Annotated in this window: 21 protein-coding genes; 6 read left to right on the top strand and 15 right to left on the bottom strand. The window is 59.2% G+C overall.

Annotated features, from left to right (window positions below; translation table 11 throughout):
* Window positions 1-90 precede the first annotated feature (90 nt).
* From ACYZTR_RS24185 to ACYZTR_RS24200, 4 genes are all read left to right on the top strand, one after another.
* Window positions 91-1,113, top strand: coding sequence for an outer membrane protein assembly factor BamD (locus ACYZTR_RS24185; protein WP_461974450.1), 1,023 nt, complete (start codon window positions 91-93; stop codon window positions 1,111-1,113).
* A gap of 122 nt (window positions 1,114-1,235) precedes the next feature.
* On the top strand, window positions 1,236-1,469 hold the full coding sequence (locus ACYZTR_RS24190) for a PP0621 family protein (protein ID WP_461974452.1): 234 nt from the start codon (window positions 1,236-1,238) through the stop codon (window positions 1,467-1,469).
* Complete coding sequence (locus ACYZTR_RS24195; protein ID WP_461979869.1) at window positions 1,459-3,048, top strand: sensor histidine kinase; 1,590 nt, start codon at window positions 1,459-1,461, stop codon at window positions 3,046-3,048. Before ACYZTR_RS24190 ends, ACYZTR_RS24195 begins: the two co-directional genes overlap by 11 nt.
* Before the next feature lie 2 nt (window positions 3,049-3,050).
* Complete coding sequence (locus ACYZTR_RS24200; RefSeq protein ID WP_461974454.1) at window positions 3,051-4,391, top strand: sigma-54-dependent transcriptional regulator; 1,341 nt, start codon at window positions 3,051-3,053, stop codon at window positions 4,389-4,391.
* A 3-nt stretch (window positions 4,392-4,394) separates the two neighbouring features.
* On the opposite strand, the gene thiO is transcribed toward ACYZTR_RS24200, so the two are convergent.
* From thiO to ACYZTR_RS24235, 7 genes are read right to left on the bottom strand one after another with little or no spacing between them, the layout of a single operon-like run.
* Window positions 4,395-5,495, bottom strand: coding sequence for a glycine oxidase ThiO (gene thiO, locus ACYZTR_RS24205; RefSeq protein ID WP_461974456.1), 1,101 nt, complete (start codon window positions 5,493-5,495; stop codon window positions 4,395-4,397).
* A gap of 57 nt (window positions 5,496-5,552) precedes the next feature.
* Window positions 5,553-5,948, bottom strand: a complete 396-nt coding sequence (locus ACYZTR_RS24210) for a type IV pilin protein (RefSeq protein WP_461974458.1) — start codon at window positions 5,946-5,948, stop codon at window positions 5,553-5,555.
* A 14-nt stretch (window positions 5,949-5,962) separates the two neighbouring features.
* Window positions 5,963-9,082: a pilus assembly protein gene (locus ACYZTR_RS24215; RefSeq protein WP_461974460.1), complete on the bottom strand. Its 3,120-nt coding sequence runs from the start codon at window positions 9,080-9,082 to the stop codon at window positions 5,963-5,965.
* Window positions 9,069-9,548 (bottom strand): pilus assembly PilX family protein, encoded by a 480-nt coding sequence (locus ACYZTR_RS24220; RefSeq protein WP_461974462.1) that lies wholly within the window; start codon window positions 9,546-9,548, stop codon window positions 9,069-9,071. The genes ACYZTR_RS24215 and ACYZTR_RS24220 overlap by 14 nt, the downstream gene beginning before the upstream one ends.
* An 11-nt stretch (window positions 9,549-9,559) precedes the next feature.
* Window positions 9,560-10,273, bottom strand: coding sequence for a PilW family protein (locus ACYZTR_RS24225; protein ID WP_461974464.1), 714 nt, complete (start codon window positions 10,271-10,273; stop codon window positions 9,560-9,562).
* Window positions 10,270-10,719, bottom strand: coding sequence for a type IV pilus modification protein PilV (gene pilV, locus ACYZTR_RS24230; protein WP_461974466.1), 450 nt, complete (start codon window positions 10,717-10,719; stop codon window positions 10,270-10,272). The genes ACYZTR_RS24225 and pilV overlap by 4 nt, the downstream gene beginning before the upstream one ends.
* Window positions 10,716-11,189 (bottom strand): GspH/FimT family pseudopilin, encoded by a 474-nt coding sequence (locus ACYZTR_RS24235; protein ID WP_461974469.1) that lies wholly within the window; start codon window positions 11,187-11,189, stop codon window positions 10,716-10,718. Before ACYZTR_RS24235 ends, pilV begins: the two co-directional genes overlap by 4 nt.
* Before the next feature lie 131 nt (window positions 11,190-11,320).
* Between ACYZTR_RS24235 and ACYZTR_RS24240 the strand changes: the two genes are divergently transcribed.
* Complete coding sequence (locus ACYZTR_RS24240) at window positions 11,321-11,863, top strand: GspH/FimT family pseudopilin (protein ID WP_461974471.1); 543 nt, start codon at window positions 11,321-11,323, stop codon at window positions 11,861-11,863.
* On the opposite strand, the gene ispH is transcribed toward ACYZTR_RS24240, so the two are convergent.
* The 6 genes from ispH to murJ all read right to left on the bottom strand — a co-directional run bounded on the left by ispH (window position 11,840) and on the right by murJ (window position 19,271).
* Window positions 11,840-12,787, bottom strand: coding sequence for a 4-hydroxy-3-methylbut-2-enyl diphosphate reductase (gene ispH, locus ACYZTR_RS24245; RefSeq protein WP_461974473.1), 948 nt, complete (start codon window positions 12,785-12,787; stop codon window positions 11,840-11,842). The two genes, ACYZTR_RS24240 and ispH, sit on opposite strands and share 24 nt — an antisense overlap.
* Before the next feature lie 83 nt (window positions 12,788-12,870).
* A complete protein-coding gene (gene fkpB, locus ACYZTR_RS24250; protein ID WP_461979871.1) occupies window positions 12,871-13,308 on the bottom strand; it encodes an FKBP-type peptidyl-prolyl cis-trans isomerase in 438 nt (145 codons plus the stop codon).
* A 7-nt stretch (window positions 13,309-13,315) separates the two neighbouring features.
* The gene (gene lspA / locus ACYZTR_RS24255) at window positions 13,316-13,828 is read right to left on the bottom strand and encodes a signal peptidase II (protein WP_461974475.1); all 513 of its coding nucleotides are present in this window, start codon (window positions 13,826-13,828) and stop codon (window positions 13,316-13,318) included.
* Window positions 13,821-16,652 carry an isoleucine--tRNA ligase gene (gene ileS / locus ACYZTR_RS24260; RefSeq protein ID WP_461974477.1) on the bottom strand — a complete coding sequence of 944 codons (2,832 nt, stop codon included), beginning with the start codon at window positions 16,650-16,652 and terminating at the stop codon, window positions 13,821-13,823. The genes lspA and ileS overlap by 8 nt, the downstream gene beginning before the upstream one ends.
* Window positions 16,653-17,603 (bottom strand): bifunctional riboflavin kinase/FAD synthetase, encoded by a 951-nt coding sequence (gene ribF, locus ACYZTR_RS24265; RefSeq protein WP_461974479.1) that lies wholly within the window; start codon window positions 17,601-17,603, stop codon window positions 16,653-16,655.
* Between the two features lie 129 nt (window positions 17,604-17,732).
* Window positions 17,733-19,271, bottom strand: coding sequence for a murein biosynthesis integral membrane protein MurJ (gene murJ / locus ACYZTR_RS24270; protein WP_461974481.1), 1,539 nt, complete (start codon window positions 19,269-19,271; stop codon window positions 17,733-17,735).
* Window positions 19,272-19,522: 251 nt separating this feature from the next.
* Between murJ and rpsT the strand changes: the two genes are divergently transcribed.
* A complete protein-coding gene (gene rpsT / locus ACYZTR_RS24275; protein ID WP_008154937.1) occupies window positions 19,523-19,801 on the top strand; it encodes a 30S ribosomal protein S20 in 279 nt (92 codons plus the stop codon).
* Window positions 19,802-19,920: 119 nt separating this feature from the next.
* On the opposite strand, the gene ACYZTR_RS24280 is transcribed toward rpsT, so the two are convergent.
* Together ACYZTR_RS24280 and proB are read right to left on the bottom strand one after the other, a co-directional pair.
* Window positions 19,921-20,385 carry a CreA family protein gene (locus ACYZTR_RS24280; protein WP_461974483.1) on the bottom strand — a complete coding sequence of 155 codons (465 nt, stop codon included), beginning with the start codon at window positions 20,383-20,385 and terminating at the stop codon, window positions 19,921-19,923.
* Between the two features lie 12 nt (window positions 20,386-20,397).
* Window positions 20,398-21,516, bottom strand: a complete 1,119-nt coding sequence (gene proB, locus ACYZTR_RS24285) for a glutamate 5-kinase (protein ID WP_461979873.1) — start codon at window positions 21,514-21,516, stop codon at window positions 20,398-20,400.
* Between the last annotated feature and the right edge of the window lie 26 nt (window positions 21,517-21,542).

Raw genomic sequence — 21,542 nt, forward strand, 5'->3', positions numbered from 1 at the left:
GTCTTTTGCCCCGAGGCTATTCAACGGGGCGCTCATCATAACAGGACGGCCCCGCCCAAGACAGCGGCCGTCATAGGGACGCAAGCCGCCATGCAAGTGAAACACCTGCTGCTGATCGCCATCCTCGCATTGACCGCTGCTTGCTCATCGAAGGAAGTCGTAGACGAAAACCTGAGCGAAGTCGAGCTGTACCAGCAGGCTCAGACCGACCTGGACAACAACAGCTACACCAGCGCCACAGCCAAGCTGAAGGCCCTGGAGTCGCGTTATCCGTTCGGGCGCTACGCCGATCAGGCTCAACTCGAGCTCATCTACGCCAACTACAAGAACGCCGAGCCTGAAGCTGCAAAGTCCGCCGCCGAGCGCTTCATTCGCCTGCACCCGCAGCACCCGAACGTGGATTACGCGTATTACCTCAAGGGCCTGACTTCTTTCGACCAGGACGTCGGCCTGCTGTCGCGCTTCCTGCCGTTGGACATGACCAAGCGTGACCCGGGCGCTGCTCGCGACTCCTACAACGAGTTCGCCCAGCTGACCAGCCGCTTCCCTAACAGCCGCTACTCGCCGGACGCCAAGCAGCGCATGATCTACTTGCGCAACCTGCTGGCGGCCTACGAGATTCACGTTGCCGACTACTACCTGACCCGTCAGGCCTATGTCGCCGCCGCGAACCGTGGTCGTTACGTGGTGGAAAACTTCCAGGAAACCCCTTCGGTCGGTGACGGCCTGGCGGTGATGACAGAGGCTTACCAGCGTCTGCGTCTGGACGATCTGGCCAACACAAGCCTCGAAACCCTGAAGCTCAACTACCCGAACCATCCAACCCTGGTCGACGGTCAGTTCAAGCCTTCGGTAGACGAAGCCGACAACCGCTCGTGGTTGAGCAAAGCGACGCTAGGCCTGATCGAATCCCGTCCACCGCTGCCGCCGGGCGAAACGCGCGCCAACCAGGACGTGCAGAAGCAGTTCCAGGACGCCAAGGACGCGATTCCGAGCGATCTCAAGCCTAAAGATGCAGATGGCGATGTGATCGAGGAAGAGGAACACGAAGCGCAAGGCAACAACAGCGACCGCTCGTGGTTCAGCTACATGACCTTCGGCGTGTTTGACTGACACGTCGGACGGTACAAAAAGGAGCCTTTCGAGGCTCCTTTTTTATGGGCTCGATTATTACGCTGTGCGCTGGTCATGTCCTTGGCTAAACTGGCTCATCACTCGTCAAGTAGCAACTCATCATGCTTCGTTTACTGTTCTGGATCGCCCTGATTGCCGCTGCAGTATGGTTCTGGCGCAAGTTCAAGGGATCGTCTACAAATCCCAAGTCCCCTACCGAGCTGGAAGCGGCCCCGATGGTCCGCTGCGCCCATTGCGGCGTACACCTGCCACGCGACCGCGCGCTGAGCCTTCAACAACAGTGGTATTGCAGCCAGGCTCATCTTGAGCAAGGCCCGGGCTCAAGTGATCGCTGAGACGTCCAGTCCCGGCAACAAACAGGCCCAGCGACTGCTGCGCCTCTATCATCTTTACCGTTTGAGCATCGGCATTACCCTGGCACTGTTGATCTCCAGCGACATGGACAACCAGCTGCTGACGTTCACCAATGACGACCTGCTGCGCAGTGGCAGCTGGGTGTACCTGGTGCTGAATATCCTGCTGGTGGTGTTCTTCGAGAACACCCGGCGCCCGGTGCGATTGTTCAGCCTGGCGCTGACCGACGTCCTGCTGCTGTGCGGTCTGTTCTACGCCGCCGGTGGTGTGGCCAGTGCCATCGGCAACCTGCTGATCGTATCGGTAGCCATCAGCAACACTTTGTTGCGAGGGCGCATAGGCCTGTTGATTGCCGCCGTCGGCGCGCTCGGTATCGTGGGGCTGAGCTTCCTCCTGAGTTTCAGCCATCCAGCCACCCCCAATGATTACTTGCAAGCCGGCACGCTCGGCGCCCTGTGTTTTGCTGCGGCATTGCTGGTGCAAGGTCTGGTCCGACGCCTGGAAGTCAGCGAAACCCTGGCCGAACAACGGGCCAGCGAAGTCGTCGGTCTCGAAGCCCTCAACGCACTGATCCTGCAACGTATGCGTACCGGCATCCTGGTACTCGACGACCAGCGGCGGGTTCAATTGGCCAACCACAGCGCCTTGAGCTTGTTAGGCAGGGAAAGTCTTGAAGGCCAGCTGATCGACGACTACTCACCCACCCTGGTTGAACGCCTGCAATTGTGGCTCAACAACCCGACGATGCGCCCCCAGAGCCTGAAAGTCGCCAGCAGTGGCCTGGAGTTGCAACCGAGCTTCATTGCCCTGGACCAAAGCCCACACCACCAGACCCTGGTCTTTCTCGAAGACCTCGCACAAATCGCCCAACAAGCCCAACAACTGAAGCTGGCTGCGCTCGGTCACTTGACCGCCGGTATCGCCCATGAAATCCGCAATCCACTGGGCGCCATTAGTCATGCCGCGCAGCTGTTGCAGGAATCTGAGGAACTGAACAGCGCGGATCGACGTCTGACACAGATTATTCAAGACCACTCTCAGCGAATGAATCGGGTAATCGAAAACGTCCTGCAACTGTCCCGCCGCCAGCAAACCGTGGCGCAACGGCTCGATCTGAAGCCGTGGCTGGAACAGTTCGTCAACGACACCCGCGAGGGGGCGACCGAGCCTCAGCAGATTCATCTGCGCATCGGCTCAGGAGAATTCAAAACCCTGATGGACCCAAACCAGCTGACCCAGATTCTCGACAATCTGTTGCGCAACGCCTGGCGCCATAGCGCCTTGAATCACGACCCGGCGCAGGTCTGGCTCGAGTTGTTTGTCGACCCGGATAGCCAACTGCCGATCCTCGATGTCCTGGATAATGGCCCCGGCGTGATTCCGGAGCATCAAGCGCACTTGTTCGAACCGTTCTTCACCACGAGCACCCAAGGCACCGGCCTTGGGCTTTATCTGTCCCGTGAGCTGTGCGAAAGCAACCAGGCCCGCCTAGACTTCAAACCACGCCAAGGCGGCTGCTGCTTTCGCATCACCTTTGCTCACGGACGGAAACAAGGTTGAACATGAGCCCACAGCAAAAAGTCCTGATCGTCGACGACGAACCGGATATCCGCGAACTCCTGGAAATCACTCTGGGACGGATGAAACTCGACACCTTCAGTGCCCGCAACCTCGGCGAAGCCCAGGCCCTGCTGACGCGGGAGACGTTCGACCTGTGCCTGACCGACATGCGCCTGCCGGACGGCACCGGCCTTGAGCTGGTGCAATACATCCAGCAACGCCACCCACAAGTACCGGTGGCAATGATCACCGCTTACGGCAACCTGGAAACCGCGATCAACGCTCTCAAGGCCGGCGCCTTTGACTTCTTGACCAAACCGGTGGACCTCACCCGCCTTCGAGAGCTGGTCAGCAGCGCGCTGCGTTTGCCTGCGTCGGGGGGCGCCAGCACCGCCATCGATCGCCGGCTGCTGGGTGACTCACTGCCCATGCGCGCCCTGCGCAAACACATCGACAAACTGGCCCGCAGCCAAGCGCCGGTGTACATCAGCGGCGAATCCGGCAGCGGCAAGGAATTGGTCGCGCGACTGATCCACGAGCAAGGACCACGCGCCAGCCAACCGTTTATTCCGATCAACTGCGGGGCAATTCCGTCGGAATTGATGGAGAGCGAATTTTTCGGCCATCGCAAAGGCAGTTTCAGCGGTGCCATCGAAGACAAACCCGGACTGTTCCAGGCCGCCCATGGTGGCACCCTGTTCCTCGACGAAGTGGCTGATTTGCCGCTGGCGATGCAGGTCAAGTTGCTACGGGCCATACAGGAAAAAGCCGTTCGCGGTGTCGGCGAGCAGCAGGAAACAGTGGTCGATGTGCGTATCCTTTGCGCCACCCACAAGGACCTCGACGCCGAAGTCGCCGCCGAACGCTTTCGCCAGGATTTGTACTACCGGTTGAACGTGATTGAACTACGGGTGCCGCCCTTGCGCGAACGCCGTGACGACATCGAATCGCTCGCCAGCCATGTGCTCAAACGCCTGGCCATCAGCACCGGCCAACCCGCCGTAAAACTCCACCCGGATGCCCTCGACGCGCTGAAAAGTTATCGCTTCCCCGGCAACGTGCGGGAGCTGGAGAACGTGCTCGAACGGGCTCACACCTTGTGCGAAAACAAGCAGATCGAAGCCAGCGACCTGCGGCTGGCCGAAGGCAACTGCAACCCGGAAGGTGGTGTGCCGGACCTGACGCAGATCGACAACCTGGAAGACTACCTGGAAAACGTCGAACGCAAACTGATCCTCCAGGCCCTGGAAGAAACCCGCTGGAACCGCACGGCGGCGGCTCAGCGGTTGAGCCTTTCATTCAGGTCGATGCGCTACAGGCTCAAAAAACTGGGACTCGATTGAGTCTCAGATTCGTCCTACCGGCGCATACGGTGCCGGATCAATGATCGGCTCACGCCCCAACATCACATCCGCAAACAACTGACACGACGCCGGCGCCAGCACCAAGCCGTTACGGTAATGCCCGCAGTTGAGCCAAAGCCCTTCGAACCCCGGCACCCGACCGATGTAGGGAATGCCTTCCGGCGAGCCCGGTCGCAACCCGGCCCAGTGCCCCACGACCTCGGCATCCGCCAGTGCAGGAATCAACTCCACCGCCGACGCCTTCAGGCTCTCCAGGGCAGATTCGGTCGGTGTCTTGTCGAAGCCTTCGTGTTCCAGCGTACTGCCAATCAGAATGTGCCCATCGCGCCGAGGAATCGCATAACGCCCCTTGGCCAGAACCATGCTCGGCAGGAAATCCGCGGCGCATTTGTAGAGAATCATCTGCCCTTTCACCGGCTCGACCGGCAGGTCCAGGCCCAGGCTTTTGAGTAAATCACCGCTCCAGGCACCCGCAGTCAGTACCACCTGATCGCCATGAATAGCACCCGCTGAGGTCTGCACTCCAACCACCGAAGCGCCTTCATGGATAAACCCGCTGACCTCACACTGCTCATGAATCGTCACGTTTGGCAGCGCCAGCAACGCAGCCTTGAGCGATTTGACTAGCCGCGGATTGCGCACATTGGCCACATCGGCCATGTAGATTGCCCGCGAAAAACCCGCGCCCAATACCGGCACCGCATCATGAGCCGCCGAGATATCCACAGCCCGCAACGGACGGTTTTCCCGCTCGGCCCAGGCCAGGGCCTCGGCCTCATCATCCAGGTCCAGCCAATACAACCCGGTGGTATGCACCTCGGGATCGACGCCGGTTGCTGCGAACAACCGCTCACCCAACTGCGGATAAAAGTCCTGGGACCAGTGAGCCAACGCAGTGACCGCCGGGCTGTAGCGCCACGGGTAAAGCGGCGAAACGATCCCTCCACCCGCCCAGGACGATTCCTGACCAACGTTCGAGCGATCCAGCAGCACGACGCTTTGCACTTCGGACGCGAGGTTGAACGCTGTCAGCAGGCCAATCACTCCGCCGCCGACAATCACCACTTGCTGTTGCCTGGTCATGTTCTGATTCAATCCTTAAATAGACAGAGGGCGCAAAAAGACGCCCGAAAAAGGAACTCAGCGCCCCCAACAATCCTTGGTCGCGGCCGTCGCATTGACCATGCTTCTGATGCCGGTGTTGGTGATGGTGAAATCACCGCACTTGTCAGCTGCCATGGCCTTTCCGGCCTTGCGCACCGCCGTCAGCAGGAAGGTCTGATCGGTCAGGGTCGGGGTGATGGTGTAGAAGTCATTGCCGGCGCTCAGGCCGGTGGCATTGGTGTAGATATTATTCTTGGAATAGTAGCGTTCAAGGATCTGCGCCTGCTCGGAGAGCAGCCCGGCGACTTCAGTTCTACGCCCCTTTTTCACGTACTCGGTGAGGCTTGGGTAGCCAAAGGTGATGACGATCCCGATGATCGCAATCACGATCATGATTTCGATCAGGGTAAAACCTCGATTGGATCTGCGCATGCCTCAACTCTCACTTACTGTATTTGTCGCCACATGATGCGACGGCTGCCGCCGCCGCCGGGCTTTTCCACCAGCGAGTTCACGCCGCCACCGGAGTCGCTCACGATCTTGCGGGACGCATTGTTGACGATCGCGTTGAGCGTCGGAATACCACCGGTGAAAAACACCCCACTGGAAATCGAATCCTTGATGTCGACCAGCCCGTCGCCATTGGTGTCGAGCACCGCGTAGTTGAGCATCTTACCGCTGAATGCATCAAGCTCGACCAGTTTGCCGGTACCGGAACTGGCGCAAGGATCGGTGGTGTCCACGCTGGCCGTGGTAAACACGATCCGTCCGAACACCAGATTGGCCTGATTGATCACCCGCTCACCGGTCAACACGTTGTTGTAAACCAATGGCAGATACCAGCCCTTCTTTGCCGGATAGGTCACCTCATTCTGGCTGGTGGTGATGAATTGTCCGCTGCTGCCCGAGAACACACCGGTCACCGCTTGGGCCTGCAAACTGGACGTTGTGATTTGCCCGGAGCCACCTTCCGCATCCCACACTGCATAGAACGCCTGGAGGTCTTTGTTGGTCTTGTCGGCCGTCTCGTTGAATTTACCGGTGCCGAAAAACACTTCCTTCCCTCCCAACGAATTGTCCGCCAGCAATGGTTGCGCGGTGATCGGCTGGGTGACGCCACCCGCGGTGGTAAACAGCGGTTTGCGGGAAAACGCCAGGTCCCACGATTCCGGGGCGGTAGCGCTCAAATCAAACTTCCACAGCCGCCCCTTCAAATCGCCGCCATAAGCGGCCTGCACCACATTCTGCGAGTTGACCCGAAGTTTTACCGATGACAAGCCGTTGGTAGTTTCAGCGCCGTCGACCACTATTTTCTTGATCAGCGAGCCGTCACGAATGTCGACCACGTACAACGCTGCCACCCCGGAGTTGCTGCCATAACCGTTGGAGATGAATGCGGCCCATCGACCGTCGGCCAAGCGTGCCACTTCCGGTCGTGCGTAGGCATAACCCAGATCATTGAAAACGTTCGCCGTATTTGCTGTGGACGGTGCGCTGATCTCCCACAACGCCTTGGTCACGTTACCGGCCGAGGCGTCGAACAACTGCAACGCGTAGAAGGTCCTGCCCCCCGCCCCTGTTCCACCCAATGCCAGGGTCTTCCAGGCGCTGTTGAGTTGCGCATCGAATACCGCGACCTGACCGTCAACCAGAAATTTGTGGCTGACGCCGTTGATGTAATTGGTGTCGGCGATCAAACCCAGCGAAGGCAACACACTGGAAGGCATGTAGGCATAACGCCTGACACCGTTGGCCGAGTTGACGACGTTCACAAAACCGTCGTTGGCGTTCACCACCAGGCTGGCATTCATGTTGGCGGCTTTGGTGGCCAGGTAGGTGCTGTAGGCAGTATCCCCCACGAGATCGGACGCGGTTTGGTCCGTGGGCGCGGCCAGCACGAGTGGCGAATTGATAATGTCGCCGAGCAACACGCTACGCACTTTCAACCCGGTTTTGTTGGTGCCCTTGCTCCACTCCACCAGATCGATGCCCGTGATCCCGATGGGCAAGTTCTGGCTGAGGGAAATTTGCTGGACCGGGGAAAAATTGCCGTAGGCCAGAGTGACAGCGGAGTTGGTCAAGGTGTTCCAGGACTGGTAGGTCGGCGCAGTAGCACCGGGCACGATAGTGGCATCGGTCGTCCATAGCACCGCAGCCATGTTAACCGCGCCCGCCGATGTGAAGCCAAGGGATTTGATGGTGCCCCGCCAGTCCTTGGGGTCGTAGGTGGTCTGGAAGTAGGTTGAGTTGCTGGCAAGAGTGGTGCCGCTGGCAACGCCGCTGCCACCTGAGCCGGCCTTGGCGGTGAGGTCGCTCAAGGCTGCAGCCAGTGCACTGACGAGTTCCGCGCTATCGCTCGCCTGGTAGTACCGGCCCTGTCCGTAGGTCGCTGCATCCAACAACATCTGGTTAGCGACAGCAAAACCCACGGTGTAGGTGTTCATGTTCTGCTTGGGAAAATCCACCTCGTTCCAGCTTTTACCCGCGGCATCTGTCCCTGTGGAGCGCATGTCGATGTCGAAGGCAAATTTGGCAATGTCATCCAGGTACAGGGTGTCGCCCTCACCGTCGCCGGAGAGGTTGTCGCCATCGTTACTGCTGATCCCGTCCCAGTTCGGTAACCGGCTGGCACCCAGCGGATCGTTGGTCGGAAAGGTTCGGTCGTAGGTCGGCAGACCATCGGTAATCACCACCCCGTAATTTTTCTGGCAACGGTACTGAATCGGACTGGTATAGGTGGTGGGCGTCGAGTTGTTGTATGGCGCCATGCCACGGAAATAGCGGGTGATTTCGTAATAGGCTTCTGCCAACGGTGTATTGGCTTCCGCGCTCAGTTCATCGATCGAGTCGATCAGTGCGTTGTAGTTGGTATTGGCCTGAGCCTGGGTCACGGTGCCGCTGACCGCTGACAAATCAGTGACCGAACGGGCAATGTAACCGCCGTCATTCTTGTGGTTGCCGACCGCCAGATTGAACGTCGACAGGCCGATGCGCAGCGCGCGGTTACCGGCCACCAACACCTTGGAAACGTTGCGCGCCACGTTTATCCGGTAATCATTGGGGATCGAGCCATCAGTGAAATCCCGATCTGAATGGTTGGCCAGACTTATCAGATAGGACAAGTAATTTGCCGTATACCGCGTGTTCTCGCTCCCCACCGGATCGGGAAGTTTGAGGCAAAGCGAATCCGGACCGGAAGAGCTGTTGTTATAAAAGCCGTACCATTCTTTCGAACATTTTCCTCGAGTCAAACTCGACAAAGCAATATTGGTATCGGTCATATCAAGCTCGCGGCCTTTCGAGCACGAACCATTCGAGAGGCAAATAATCACTGTGGGGCGTGCGACCGTCGGGTCGAAGCCTGCCGCCCAGATAATGTTGTTCATACTCCCCGAGTCGTCGAGTAACAGCATCACATTGGGTGCGACGGCGGCGGCACTCAACAGCGGCGAATCCGAGGGCGTGAAGGCGTAAGTCGGGGCGGCCAGATACAGGCTCGACGCCGCGCCGCAGAACAGCTGAAACAACCAACGGCGCCAGCCTGTGCGGGCCTCAGTACTTTGCATAGATACTCTCCACCACACTGTGCGAGTGGCCTACGATACCCACCGCGGTCACCCGGTACAGCGTTGCCGACGTGTTGCTCGGCACGTTCACGGCCGTCAGGGTGGTGCCAATGTTCTGCACCCCATAAAAGCCGTTGCCGGAGGCGATCCAGGTCACCCCCGAGGTGGAATTGTACCCGGCGACGGTGAGGACCGACGCCTCGGCCGGCGGCGCGCATTGGCTGGTACCGCTGCAAACCGGCAATGAATAGGTGTCCAGTTGCACCGCGCTTTCGCCGACGCGCAACGCCGCTTCCGCGCCCTGGAACGACTGGTTGCTCAGGATCACGCTGCCGGCCATTTTTTCCTGCAGGGTGGCGTTTTGCATCGATGAAAGGCCGATCAGTGTCAGCAACAGAAGAAACACCAGGCTGACCAACAGCGCCATGCCGCGCTGAGAGTGAGGGGTCTCGAAAGAAATACTCATCGGCCCTCCCCTCATGGCAAGCGGTTGCGCAGAGCGGCAACCACGTTAAAGGTTTGATTGCGTACCCGGTTGTTCGGGTCGGTGAGAGTCAACGTCAGGCGTACGCTGCGGATTCGAGCCGGGTCGGAGGGGTTGGTGCTGTAACTGGAGGCGGACGCATCGGTGGCCGAACTGGCGAGGCCGAAACTCACATTGAAGGCGCTGACGTTGTCTACCAGCACGTACTGCGTCGGCGTACCGCTGCCGACGCCCATCGTCAGCTGACCGTTTTTCAAGCTGTAGATCAGTCGGCGGATCGGAAACGCCTGCTGCCCTGACGCAGGAGCCCGCACGCCGGTATAAGCCGTCGCAGTGTTTCGACAGTCCGAAACCACCGTCCAGGTCGGCGCCCCGCCACTGCCACCCACATCGGCGCTCACCAGTGTGAGCTTGAGGTTGGCGTTGTCCCAACTGACGGGCGCTGTCTGGCTGGCATTGAAGTCACTTGCCGAGCTGGAGTCGGTGATAGCCCCCAGACAACCGAACATGCCGACCATGCGAATTTCCTGAATCAGTTTGCTCAGTGCAAAACGCGCATCTTCCTGCATCGCGGCAGCGGTGTTCTGGCTCACGTAGGTGTTCTTGGCCGCGATGAAAATCTGCGCAACGCCCAGCACCACGACCAAACTCAATGCCAGGGCGATCAGTAATTCGATCAGGCCGAAACCCCTGCTGGAGCGATTCATGGGGTCACCATCGGGTCGACAGCAGCGCGACTGGTCAGCACAAAGCTGCGACGCGAATCGGCGGTATTGGCAGCCCGTGAGTCATCCCAAGTGATGGTGATGGTGTACACCCGTTTATTGAGCGTAACGCTGCCAGTAGCCGTGGCGCCGCCGAAATTGACGATGTTGGTCGTGAAATCGTAGAGGTCTTGATCCCGGGCGACGCTCAAGTTGCCCGAGGTCGGTGGCGTGACGGTGTAGTCGTCGCCGGAGTTGGCGCGAATGCGGTCCATCATGTCATAGGCGATAAAACTCGCCTGGCTGGTCATCCGCGAGCTGTCAGTGTACTTCAGTGCATTGAGCTGAATCGCCGCCGCCCCCAACAGCCCCACACCCAGAATCAACAACGCAACCAAAACCTCGATCAGCGTCATGCCCTCCTGTGCACGCTTGCTCCATCCCCTCATCCGCAACTTCCACCCAATAAAATTCGTCCGTTCAAACACACATTCAGCGTCCTGCTTTGCGCCCCCAGTACATAGCTGATCACTACCGCCGTGGACGGTGCCGACAACCCACCCAGATTGTTGAAATCGATGGCGGTCACTCCTGAGGTTAGCGTCAGAGTCGCCCCGCTGCTCATCGCGGGAACAACCCGCAATACTTTGGCCAATTTGCCAGTACCGTCATAGACCGACACCTCCCCGGTCCAGGCACCGCCTTCTGCCGTTGGGCGAACCCGGGTAGTGACACCCCGATTGATCGCCTCGATCCGGGCGAAATTCAAACCCCGTTGCAGATCGCCGATTTCGGTGTCGGCCTTGGTGATTTGCACCGAACGGGTAAACGCCGGTACGGCCAAAGTGATCAGGACCAGAAATACCGCGAGCGCGACCAGCAACTCGATCAGCGTGAAACCTTTTGTACGATGATCCATCGGTGCCCTCCGTTGCCGTCGGCTATACCTGCTTCTACACGCTAGAACATTCGACCAGCAGATGTTCGGTTGTTTTGCCATTACTCGCGCAGGGATCGCGCGGGCCGCCGCACTCCAGGGAGGGAGATGACATGCATCAGCGAGGTTTCAGCCTGATCGAACTGCTCATGGGACTGGCAATTGTCGGGATTGTTCTGCAACTGGTCAGTCCAGCATTCGCAGCACTGACTGAATCGAACCATCGCGAGGAGGCGGCGAAGTCTCTGGTCAGCGGTATACGCAGCGCCAGAAGCGAAGCGATTACGCGAAATAAGACCGTCGTCATTCACGGGATAAACGACGACTGGAGCCAGGGCTGGCGGATCATTCTGGATGTCAGCGGTAAGGGACATGAGGACATCAGCAATCCGCTGCTGGTCGAGCGCCGGAGTGACACTCGGGTGCCGATTTTCGGCAATCAGTATGTCAGAACTTCCATACGATTCAGCCATCTGGGCGAACCGCTGTACGGTGGCTTTCAATCGGGGACATTGCACATTTGCGCAGCCCGCGAACCGGTGAGTCAGCTCCAGGTGGTGCTGGCATCGAGCGGTCGCGTCAGCCTGCGCAGCAACAAGACTGCACAGGCACTTTGCGTGGGAGGAGAAAACCTAGAGCAGCGAACGGACGCGTAGCTCTTTTGGCATGGAGAAGGTGATGTTCTCCTCGCGACCGGCCAATTCATCGGCGCCGGTAGCGCCCCACGCCTGCAATTGCTGGATCACGCCACGCACCAGGACTTCCGGCGCGGAGGCGCCAGCGGTAATGCCGATTCGCTCGACACCCTCGAACCAGCTCTTTTGCAGGTCTTCGGCACCGTCGATCAGGTAGGCCGGAGTGGCCATGCGTTCGGCCAGTTCACGCAAGCGATTGGAGTTGGAGCTATTCGGGCTGCCGACCACCAACACCACGTCGCATTCGTTGGCCAGTTGTTTGACCGCGTCCTGACGGTTTTGCGTGGCGTAGCAGATGTCGTCCTTGCGCGGGCCACCGATCGCCGGGAAGCGCGTACGCAGTGCGTCGATGACGCGGCTGGTATCGTCCATGGACAGGGTGGTCTGGGTCACGAACGCCAGTTTTTCAGGGTTGTTCACCTGCAAGGCGGCGACGTCTTTCTCGTCTTCGACCAGATAGATCGCGCCACCGTTGCTGCCATCGTACTGGCCCATGGTGCCTTCGACTTCCGGGTGACCGGCGTGGCCGATGAGGATGCATTCACGGCCGTCGCGGCTGTAGCGCGCCACTTCGATGTGCACCTTGGTCACCAGCGGACAGGTAGCGTCGAACACCTTCAGACCACGGCCGGCAGCTTCGGTACGTACCGCCTGGGAAACACCGTGGGCACTGAAGATCACGATGACGTCGTCCGGCACCTGATCCAGCTCTTCGACGAAGATCGCTCCACGAGCACGCAGGTCTTCGACGACGAATTTGTTGTGGACCACTTCGTGGCGCACGTAGATCGGCGGCCCAAAGACTTCCAGGGCTCGGTTGACGATTTCGATCGCCCGGTCCACACCGGCGCAGAAGCCACGGGGGTTGGCGAGTTTGATTTGCATGCTGTGCCTCGTGTCTTGCGCGCAAGAAAATTAAACCTGTAGGAGCAGAGCTTCGCTCCTACATTCGACCCGTGTTGGGTCAGTTACAGCGATTTGACGCTGAAAATTTCGACGTCAAAGGTCAATGTCTTGCCGGCCAGCGGGTGGTTGAAGTCGATGGTCACTTGCTCGTCATCGAATTCCTTCACTACACCGGGCAACTCAGTATTCGCCGCATCGTTAAAGATCACCAGCAAGCCAGGCGACAGGTCCATGTCCTTGAACTGCGAGCGCGGGATGATCTGTACGTTCTGCGGGTTGGGTTGGCCAAAAGCGTTTTCCGGCGCAATCGTCAGCGTACGCTTATCGCCAGCCTTGAAGCCGAACAGCGCTGCTTCGAAACCTGGCAACAGGTTACCGTCGCCGACCTTGAAGGTCGCCGGGGCTTTGTCGAAGGTGCTGTCGACGGTGTCGCCGTTCTCCAGGCGCAGTGCAAAGTGCAAGGTGACTTCCGTGTTCTGGCGGATGCGTTGCTCAGCCAATACCTGTTCAGTCATGAACGGCTTCTCCAGTCTTTTTACTTTTGAACATATCCAGCGCAAGCATCACGGCACCGACAGTAATTGCACTGTCGGCAACGTTGAACGCCGGGAAATACCAGCGGTTCTGCCAATGCACCAGGATGAAATCGATCACATGGCCATAGGCAATGCGGTCATACAAATTGCCCAGCGCGCCACCCAGCACCAGCGCCAAAGCGACGGCCAGCCAGGTTTCGTTGCGCCCCAAACGCTTGAGCCAGACCACCAGCACTGCACTGACCACCACAGCGATCAGGGCAAACAACCAGCGCTGCCAGCCAGAGCTGTCAGCTAGAAAACTGAACGCCGCGCCTGTGTTGTAGGCCAGTGTCCAGCTGAACAGATCGGGGATCACCACGATTTGCTGGTACATCTCGAGCTTGTCTTCGAAGTAGAACTTGCTGGCCTGGTCGATAACCAGGACCAACAAACTCAACCAGAGCCAGCTCAGCCGTCCGAAACGGCCAGCCGCATTAGGCATAGTGACGAACCTCGCCCGCGCCGCTGATGTTGTCGACGCAACGACCGCAGATTTCCGGATGCTCCGGGTTCACGCCGACGTCTTCACGGCAGTGCCAGCAACGGGCGCACTTGGCGAAGGCCGACTTGACGATTTTCAGCTTCAGGCCGCTGACTTCGGTGACTACAGCGTCCTCTGGTGCCTGAACAAAAGGCGCAACGCTGGCGGTCGAAGTGATCAGAACGAAGCGCAGTTCGTTGCTCAGCTTGGCCAGGTCGGCGCTCAGCGCCTCTTCGGCGAACAGCGTCACTTCGGCTTGCAGGTTGCCGCCGACGGCCTTGGCCGCGCGCTGGATTTCCATTTCCTTGTTGACCGCGACCTTCACCGCCATGATCCGCTCCCAGTAGGCGCGGCCCAGTTCGACGTTTTCCGGCAGCTCGGTCAGGCCTTCGTACCAGGTGTTGAGCATCACCGACTCATTGCGCTCGCCCGGCAGGTATTCCCACAGTTCGTCGGCGGTGAAGGCGAGGATCGGCGCGATCCAGCGCACCAGCGCTTCACTGATGTGGTACAGCGCGGTTTGCGCCGAACGGCGGGCCTTGCTGTTGGCGCCAGTGGTGTACTGACGGTCCTTGATGATGTCCAGGTAAAAACCGCCCAACTCCTGCACGCAGAAATTGTGGATCTTGGAGTAGACGTTCCAGAAGCGGTACTCACCGTAGTGCTCTTGCAACTCGCGTTGCAGCAGCAGGGTGCGGTCCACGGCCCAACGGTCCAGCGCGAGCATTTCGTCGGCCGGCAGGATGTCGGTGGCCGGGTTGAAACCGGTCAGGTTGGAGAGCAGGAAGCGCGCGGTGTTACGGATGCGCCGGTAGGCGTCCGCACTGCGTTGCAGGATCTGCTCGGAAACCGCCATCTCACCCGAGTAATCGGTGGAAGCGACCCACAGACGCATGATGTCGGCGCCCAGCGTGTCGTTGACCTTCTGTGGCGCGATCACGTTGCCCAAGGACTTGGACATCTTGCGACCGGACTCGTCGACGGTGAAGCCGTGAGTCAGCAGCTCGCGGTACGGCGCGTGATTGTCGATGGCGCAACCGGTCAACAGCGAGGAGTGGAACCAGCCACGGTGTTGGTCCGAGCCTTCCAGGTACAAGTCGGCACGCGGGCCGGTCTCGTGGCCCATCGGGTGCGAACCGCGCAGGACATGCCAGTGCGTGGTGCCCGAATCGAACCAGACGTCCAGGGTGTCGCTGATCTTGTCGTACTGCGGCGCTTCGTCACCGAGCAACTCGGCGGCGTCCATTTTGAACCAGGCTTCGATGCCTTCGACTTCGACGCGCTTGGCGACTTCTTCCATCAGCTCGGCGGTACGTGGGTGCAGCTCGCCGCTTTCCTTGTTCAGGAAGAACGGGATCGGCACACCCCAGTTGCGCTGACGGGAGATGCACCAGTCCGGACGGTTGGCAATCATCGAGTGCAGGCGCGCCTGGCCCCAGGCCGGGACGAACTTGGTCTCTTCGATGGCTTTGATCGCGCGCTTGCGCAGGGTGTCGCCGGTCGCAGGTTCTTTGTCCATGCCGATGAACCACTGCGCGGTGGCGCGGTAGATCAGCGGGGTCTTGTGACGCCAGCAGTGCATGTAACTGTGTTCGATGGTTTCGGTGTGCAGCAGCGCGCCGACTTCCGACAGCTTGTCGACGATGGCCGGGTTGGCCTTCCAGATGAACTGGCCACCGAATAACTCCAGCGACGTCGCGTAGACGCCGTTGCTCTGTACCGGATTGAGGATGTCGTCATTGACCATGCCGTACTTCTTGCAGGTCACGAAGTCGTCCACGCCGTAAGCCGGTGCGGAGTGAACCACGCCGGTGCCGGCGCCCAGTTCGACATACTCGGCCAGGTAAACCGGCGACAAGCGATCGTAGAACGGGTGACGGAAGTTGATCAGTTCCAGCTCTTTACCGGTGGTGGTCGCGATGACCGAGCCTTCCAACTTGTAGCGCGCCAGGCACGACTCGACCAGCTCTTCAGCCAGCACCAACAGTTTGTCGCCGACGTCGACCAGGGCGTAGTTGAACTCCGGGTGAACGTTCAGCGCCTGGTTGGCCGGAATGGTCCACGGGGTGGTGGTCCAGATCACGATCGAAGCAGGTTTGCCCAGCGACGGCAGACCGAAAGCGGCAGCCAGCTTGGCTTCGTCGGCAATCGGGAAGGCCACGTCGATGGTCGAGGACTTTTTGTTCTCGTACTCGACTTCCGCTTCAGCCAGGGCCGAACCACAGTCGAAGCACCAGTTCACAGGCTTGAGGCCCTTGAACACAAAACCGCCTTTGACGATTTCAGCCAGGGCGCGGATTTCACCGGCCTCGTTTTTGAATTCCATTGTCTTGTACGGGTTGGCAAAGTCGCCCAACACACCCAGACGGATGAATTCGGACTTCTGACCTTCGATCTGCTCGGTGGCATACGCACGGCACAGTTCGCGGGTCTTGTCCGCGCCCAGGTTCTTGCCGTGGGTCACTTCGACTTTGTGCTCGATCGGCAGACCGTGGCAGTCCCAGCCCGGAACATAAGGCGCGTCGAAACCCGACAGGGTTTTCGAGCGGATGATCATGTCCTTGAGAATCTTGTTCAGCGCATGACCGATGTGAATCGTGCCGTTGGCGTACGGAGGACCGTCGTGAAGTACGAACTTCGGACGATCCTTGCCAATCTCGCGCAACTTACCGTACAGGCCAATGCTGTCCCAGCGCTGCAGAATCTGCGGTTCGCGCTGAGGCAGGCCGGCCTTCATTGGGAAGGCGGTGTCCGGAAGGTTTAGCGTGGCTTTATAGTCGGTCATTTAAGGCTCTTCATTAGCGATTGGCGCTAGGTGCGACAGGGCACGGGCGGCGGCAACATCCGCATTGATCGCCGTCTTAAGCGCCTCCAGAGAGGCGAAACGCTGCTCTTCACGCAGCTTGTGGTGGAAAACCACCGTCAAACGCCGGTCATACAGATCGCCGGCAAAATCTAAAAGGTGCACTTCGAGGTGGGCTTTGCCATCACCTTGTACCGTGGGCCGCACGCCAATGTTGGCGACGCCTGGCCAGGTCTTGCCGTCAATGTCGACGTTGACCAGGTAAACCCCGGTCAGCGGCACGCGACGACGCTTGAGTTGTATGTTGGCGGTCGGCGTGCCCAGTTGCCGTGCCAGCTTCTGGCCATGCAGGACCCGCCCGGTGATCTGGAAAGGACGACCGAGCAGCCGTTCGGCCAAGTCGAAATCGGCGGCGGCCAAGGCATTTCGCACCTGAGTGCTGCTGACGCGAATGCCGTCCAGCTCAACGGTTTGCGCCGCTTCGACGGTGAAGCCCTGTATCACGCCGGCCTGTTGCAGGAAATCGAAATCCCCTACCCGGTCACAGCCGAAACGGAAGTCGTCACCGACCTCCAGATGCTGGACCCTGAGGCCGTCCACCAGAATGGTGTCGACGAATTCGCTGGCGCTGAGCTTGCTCAAGCGCTGATTGAAGGCCAGGCACAGGACCCGGTCGACACCTTCCTCAGCCAACAGCTGCAGTTTGTCCCGTAGCCGGGCCAGACGGGCCGGAGCCGCGTCAGGGGCGAAGAACTCTCGCGGCTGCGGCTCGAAAATCACTACGCAGCTGGGCACGCCCAACTCGAGCGCTCGCTCACGCAGCCTCGCCAGGATCGCCTGGTGGCCACGGTGAACACCGTCAAAGTTGCCAATAGTGGCGACACAGCCCCGATGCTGGGGGCGCAGATTGTGGAGGCCTCGAACCAGCTGCATAACGCGCTTCTTGCTCATAAAGTGGTCGATTATAACCACACCCGGCGGCCGACGACAGGCAACACCGTATCCCAAAGTGATCGAGCCGACAAAACCGTCGATTCGCCCGTGTTTATCAAGGCAAGGACCTCAGCTCAACGCCTTGCGATTGAAGTCGCGCAAACGGAAGCCCATCAACAGCAACATGCCGAAATAAGCGACCACACCGGCAACAACCAGTGCGCCCAGACGCAGGAACCGTTCAAGCATATGGCCCTGATCCCACGTCGGCATGAAATGCATCCCGACCAGTAGCACAACAGACATCACCAACACCGCGATCACTAGTTTGGCAGCGAACTTCGCCCAACCCGGTTGCGGCTGATACATCTGCTGCTTGCGCAGTTGATAGAACAGCAGGCTGGCGTTAATGCACGCACCGATGCTGATGGCCAAAGCCAGACCGGCATGGGCCAGCGGGCCGATCAACACCAGGTTGAACAATTGGGTAACGATCAGGGTGAAAATAGCGATTTTTACCGGCGTGCGGATGTTTTGTTGCGCATAAAAGCCCGGCGCCAGCACTTTGATCACGATAATCCCGAGCAAACCGACCGAATAAGCGATCAGCGCCCGTTGCGTCATGGAGGCGTCAAACGCGCTGAACTGACCGTACTGAAACAGCGAAACCGTCAGCGGCTCAGCCAAAATACCCAACGCCAGCGAGCACGGCAGCACCAGCACGAAGCACAGGCGCAAACCCCAATCGAGGATCCGCGAATATTCCTGGCGATCCTTGCTGGCATAGGTCTTGGCCAGGGTCGGCAGGAGAATCGTACCCAGCGCCACACCCAGAACGCCGGAGGGCAATTCCATCAAACGGTCGGCGTAGTACATCCAGGACACGGAACCGGCGACCAGGAACGAGGCAAAAATGGTGTTGATGATCAGCGAAATCTGGCTCACGGACACGCCGAGAATCGCCGGAAGCATTTGTTTCATGACCCGCCAGACGCCGCTGTCACGCAGGTTCAGACGTGGCAACACCAGCAGGCCGATCTTCTTCAGGTGCGGCAACTGATAGAGCAATTGCGCCAGGCCGCCCACCAGTACTGCCCAGCCCAACGCCATGACCGGCGGATCGAAATACGGCGTCAGAAACAACGAAAAGATGATCATGCTGACATTGAGCAGGGTCGGTACGAAGGCCGGCACCGAGAAGCGGTTATACGTATTGAGGATCGCCCCGGCCAATGAAGACAGGGAGATCAGCAATATATAAGGAAAGGTCACCCGCAGCAGATCGGATGTCAGCTCGAATTTTTCCGGCGTATCGGTGAAACCCGGCGCGGTCGCCCAGATGACCCACGGCGCGGCGATCATGCCCAAAGCGGTGACCAGCGCCAGCACCAGCGTCAGCAGACCCGATATGTAAGCAATGAAGGTTCGCGTCGCCTCCTCGCCCTTCTGGCTTTTGTATTCAGCAAGAATCGGCACGAACGCCTGGGAAAATGCCCCTTCAGCGAAGATCCGCCGCAGCAGATTGGGCAGTTTGAAGGCGATAAAGAAGGCGTCGGTCGCCATCCCCGCGCCAAATATACGCGCGATAAGGGTGTCACGTACGAACCCCAGAACCCGGGAAAGCATCGTGATAGAGCTGACGGCGGCCAACGATTTGAGCAGATTCATTGAAAGAGTTTGTGCCTGTCGATAAACAGCAGGCGAACAAAGCGCCTACTTATGCGATACTCCGCGCCGCAGCAGCACAGAGCCAAAGCTCGCGAGTTTACAGGTCAAGCGCCGGAAATAAATATCCCGCCTCTTATACCTACCACTTAGCGGAACGTCTCAACCGCCCTTGACAAGACATCAACTCATCGGCATGATTCGCGGCCTATTTTGTTTGCTATTTCCTAAAAAGTCTTTCGAGGAGCTCGACGGTGGCCAACACACCTTCCGCCAAAAAACGTGCAAAACAGGCTGAGAAGCGTCGCAGCCACAACGCCAGCCTGCGTTCCATGGTTCGTACCTACATCAAGAATGTAGTTAAAGCCATTGACGCAAAAGACGCTGAAAAAGCTCAAGCTGCTTACGTTCTGGCCGTGCCAGTTATCGACCGTATGGCCGATAAAGGCATCATCCACAAGAACAAGGCTGCTCGTCATAAGAGCCGCCTGAACGGTCACGTCAAGGCTCTGAACCTTGCTGTTGCCGCATAAGCGATAAGCTTGTTAAAAAACCGACCCTGAGGTCGGTTTTTTATTGCCTGCGATTTGAGTAAACGCAGCGCAAAAAATGGGAAGGGCCAGGCCCCTCCCCTATTTTGATCTTCCTCAAATTACTGAGTGTGCGCCCACGGCAAAATTGGAATCGCCGTCACCGCATTCTGCGGACTGCCTTCGATCACCCGATCGCTGTAGACCAGGTACACCAGCGTATTGCGCTTCTTGTCGAGGAATCGCACCACCTGCATGGTCTTGAACACCAGCGACGTGCGCTCCTTGAACACCTCATCGCCATCCTTCAACTCGCCTTTGAAGCTGATCGGCCCGACCTGACGGCAAGCGATAGAGGCTTCAGCACGATCTTCAGCCAGCCCCAAACTACCCTTCACGCCGCCCGTCTTGGCTCGCGACAGGTAGCAGGTCACGCCCTCGACCTTTGGATCATCAAACGCCTCAACGACAATACGGTCGTTCGGACCGACGAACTTGAACACCGTCGACACCTGACCAATCTCCTCGGCCGAGGCCAGCAGCGGCATCGCCAACAGCAGACCCAACAATCCTTTTGCAACGCGCATTCAGGTATTCCTTCAGACCAGGATCAGGTTATCGCGGTGAACCAGTTCCGGCTCCGCCATGTAACCCAACAGACCGACAATCGCCTCAGACGACTGACCGATGATTTTTTGTGCTTCCAGCGCGCTGTAGTTGGCCAGTCCTCGGGCGATTTCACGACCGTCCGGCGCCACGCAAACCACCATCTCGCCACGACGGAAGCTACCCTGGACCCGCTTGACACCTACGGGCAGCAAACTTTTGTTGCCTTGGGACAGCGCCGTCACCGCACCGGCATCCAGCACGAGCGTGCCGCGGGTTTGCAGGTGCCCGGCCAGCCATTGCTTGCGCGCCGCCAGCATGCCGCGCTCAGGTGACAGCAAGGTGCCGATGCGCTCGCCCGCCTTGAGGCGATCCAGCACGCGCTCAATCCGCCCGCCGACGATGATGGTATGCGCACCGGAACGCGCCGCCAGCCGCGCAGCACGCAATTTGGTCTGCATGCCACCCCGCCCCAGCGCACCACCTGTGCTGCCCGCCACCGCATCCAGCGCCGGATCATCGGCGCGCGCTTCGTAAATCAGATTGGCGTTAGGGTTGTTGCGCGGATCGGCGTCGAACATGCCATCGCGATCGGTGAGGATCACCAGCAAGTCAGCTTCGACCAGGTTGGCCACCAGCGCCGCCAAAGTGTCGTTATCGCCGAAACGGATTTCGTCAGTGACCACGGTGTCGTTTTCGTTGATCACCGGAATAACTTTCAGCTCAACCAACGCTCGCAAGGTGCTGCGGGCGTTCAGGTAGCGCTTGCGGTCGGACAAGTCGTCGTGAGTCAGGAGAATCTGCGCGGTATGCCGGCCATGCTCGGCAAAGCTCGACTCCCAGGCCTGCACCAGCCCCATCTGACCGATGGCGGCGGCGGCCTGCAACTCGTGCATCGCACTGGGTCGTACGGTCCAGCCCAAGCGGCTCATACCGGCCGCCACCGCCCCGGAGGACACCAGCACCAGCTCGACGCCAGCCTCATGCAAAGCCACCATCTGCTCGACCCAAACACCCATTGCCGCGCGATCCAGGCCCTTGCCGTCCGCTGTCAGCAAAGCGCTGCCGATCTTCACGACCCAACGCTGCGCACCTGTCACCTTGCTCCGCATCATCTTCAACCTTAGCTTGAGGACAG

It is taken from the genome of Pseudomonas sp. Hz4 (genome assembly GCF_054898165.1).